We start from the raw sequence: 3,083 nt of genomic DNA on the forward strand, positions 1-3,083 counted from the left end.
AGTAATTCTTCCCAATAGGACTTTTGAAATTGAGCACCGGTGGAGCGGAATAATGGGAGTAGGGACTAAAAAGAAACCAATTGTAAAACAAATTTCAGAATCTGTTTATTGTGGAATCAGATTGGGTGGAATGGGGGTGGCAATTGGCTCCAGTATTGGTAAAGATTTGTCAGAACTAATTTAATAACAGAGGCTTTCTGAAATTTTAATGCAAGATTTCACAAAAATCAATTATATTGTAGCCTTCTAATCTAAAATTTAACAAATAGGTTATTTATGCTTAAATTTCATCTCCCCACAATCTTACTCATGGCATTAATATTGTATTCTTGCTCTTCAGACTCTGATGTATATGAACCTATCATTGAAGAGCCGCTTCCTGAGTCACCAGTAAATTTTGACCCTGAAAACATGCCTTTTCAAACGCTTTCAGAATATAATTTTTATGAAGGCGATATGGCAAACCTGCAACCTGTTTACGGTGTTTTACCTTACAATCTTATCACGCCCCTTTTTACAGATTATGCACACAAAAAACGATTTATTTGGATGCCTTCTGAACAAAAGGCAAGCTTTGTTGGAGACGAGCTACTTTTTAATTTTCCCGAAGGGACAATCATTATTAAAAACTTCTATTATGACAATGTTCTTCCTGAAAATAAAACGAAAATACTTGAAACAAGATTGCTGATCAAAAAAAATAACCAATGGATTTTTGCAGAATACATATGGAATGAAGAGCAAACGGAAGCAGTACTTGATATGAACGGTAGAAACGTTCCAATAGAATGGCTACAAAATGGACAAGCAAAAAGCGTCAATTATAGAATTCCTTCAGAATCTGAGTGTTTAATGTGTCATAAAAGCTTTGGAGATGCAATTCCTATTGGCCCCAAACCCCAAAACATTAATTCCATTTTTAACTATTCAGATGGAAGCCAAAATCAAATGGTAAAATGGGAGGAAATGGGCTATCTGGATAGCAATTACCCTTCATCAATAGCGACAACAGTAGACTGGAATGACGGTTCAGAATCTTTAGATTTAAGAATGCGTTCTTATTTTGATTCCAATTGTGCACATTGCCACTCTGAGGGAGGTCACTGCGATTACAGGCCGATAAAACTTGCTTTTACTGAAACCACAATTAATGAAAACCTAGGCATTTGTGTAGAACCAGATGAAGATATAAGCTTTTGGATTACTGATGCAGATCCAACTCACATCGTGTATCCGGGAGATGCCGAGAGGTCAGTGCTTTTTCACAGAATGAACACTACTGAAGACGCTATAAAAATGCCCCTTGTTGGCAGAAAGTTAATCCACGATGAAGCCGTCCAATTGGTAGAAGAATGGATAAACTCTTTAGATACAAATTGTAATTAACCCCAAAAATTAATCGTTAAACTTATGAAATCACAACTTACACTATTGATAATTGCTTTAATATCAATAAACACACTATTTTCGCAAATTAGTTTTACTACAGAAAACATAGATGTTACAGGTCAATACAATATTTGTGCTGTTGATATGAATGGTGATTTTCTGGATGATATCGTTTCGGTAAGCGGAACCAACATCAACATTCATTTTCAAAATGAAGATGGCACCTTTACACCTCAAAACTTCACAACTACCAACGCTGATAATTTACCCTCCTGGAGTTTGTCTGCAGGAGACTATACCGGAAACGGTTATAATGATTTGATTTTTGGCAGTAGTAGTGGAGTTACTTTTATGAAGGCAAACAACAACGGTACAGCATTTACAGAAGTATCTTTTCCTGAATTTGTTTTTGTTCAACGCACCAATTTTGTTGATATAAACAACGACGGAAATCTTGATGCATTTGCTTGCCACGACATAGCACCTAATGTTTATTTTATTAATGATGGGAACGGAAATTTAGAATTCAATCAAGGAGGGCTTGGTGACGTTCCCGTTGGTGGGCATTATGGCTCATTGTGGGTTGACTACAACAATGACGGAAACCTTGATCTCTTCATTGCAAAATGCAGTGGTGGTGGACAAGGAGCAACAGCAAAGTTTAATGAACTCCATAGAAATAATGGCGATGGAACGTTTAGTGACGTGAGTGTTGAATCTGGATTAAGAGATGCTGTTCAAACCTGGTCATCAGCTTGGGGGGATTTTGATAATGATGGTTTTATGGATGTACTTGTTGGAGCTAGTTCATTTTCAGACGGTGGTCATAAATTAATGAAAAACAATGGTGATGGTACTTTTTCAGACATCACAGCAGGCTCGGGCTTTGACACCTTTGGCGGTACCAGCATTGAGCACGCAACTTATGATTTTAATAATGACGGATATCTCGACATTTTTGGAAATTCTAATACGTTGTTTATTAATAACGGCGACTTCACCTTTACTACTACTACAATTCCATTTTCAGGAGCCGCCATCGCAGACCTTAATAATGATGGATTTCTGGATGCTTTTCAGGGAAATGAGGTTCATTATAATAGTGGAAACAACAACAACTGGATTGTTTTAAACACACAAGGAGTTGAAAGTAATAGAAACGGAATAGGAGCCAGAATAGAAATTGTTAGTGCTTTAGGAACACAAATAAGAGACGTTAGAAGCGGTGAAGGATTTAGATTTATGAGTACCCTCAACACACATTTCGGAATCGGCCAAGACACAGAAATAGAGCAACTTATTGTGAGATGGCCATCGGGAATTATTGATGTGATTGACAACCCGGAAATAAACACCAGTCACCTAATTGTTGAAGGTCAAACATTGAGTGTAGAAGAAAATAGTTTGTATGACTTAACCCTCTCTCCAAACCCCGTTAAAGATGTTTTGGCAATAACAACTAGGGAAAATCTAATTGGGGCAGAAGCTCATATTTATGATATGTCAGGAAGATTAGTTTTAAAAGAAAAATTAAAAAGTTCAACTCTTGATATTTCAAAATTATCCTCAGGAGTTTATGTTTTAAACCTAGAGGTTATAAATGAGAGAGCATCTATCCGATTTATAAAAAACTAATTGATAATCTATTTTGTCCTTATGAAAGATTTTGTACTTTTTTTACTAATAATTGTTGT

At 36.2% G+C, this 3,083-nt stretch carries 2 protein-coding genes and 1 pseudogene; all 3 read left to right on the forward strand.

What is annotated here, in order from left to right:
* Positions 1-184, forward strand: a pseudogene (locus tag AACY61_RS11255) (FAD-dependent oxidoreductase); the annotation flags it as partial.
* 92 nt (positions 185-276) lie between these two features.
* Positions 277-1,386, forward strand: a complete 1,110-nt coding sequence (locus tag AACY61_RS11260) for a hypothetical protein (RefSeq protein ID WP_339611683.1) — start codon at positions 277-279, stop codon at positions 1,384-1,386.
* Positions 1,387-1,410: 24 nt separating this feature from the next.
* Positions 1,411-3,024 carry an FG-GAP-like repeat-containing protein gene (locus AACY61_RS11265; RefSeq protein WP_339611685.1) on the forward strand — a complete coding sequence of 538 codons (1,614 nt, stop codon included), beginning with the start codon at positions 1,411-1,413 and terminating at the stop codon, positions 3,022-3,024.
* The last annotated feature ends 59 nt before the right edge of the window (positions 3,025-3,083 follow it).

The organism is uncultured Planktosalinus sp. (assembly GCF_963973675.1).
Lineage (GTDB): Bacteria > Bacteroidota > Bacteroidia > Flavobacteriales > Flavobacteriaceae > Planktosalinus.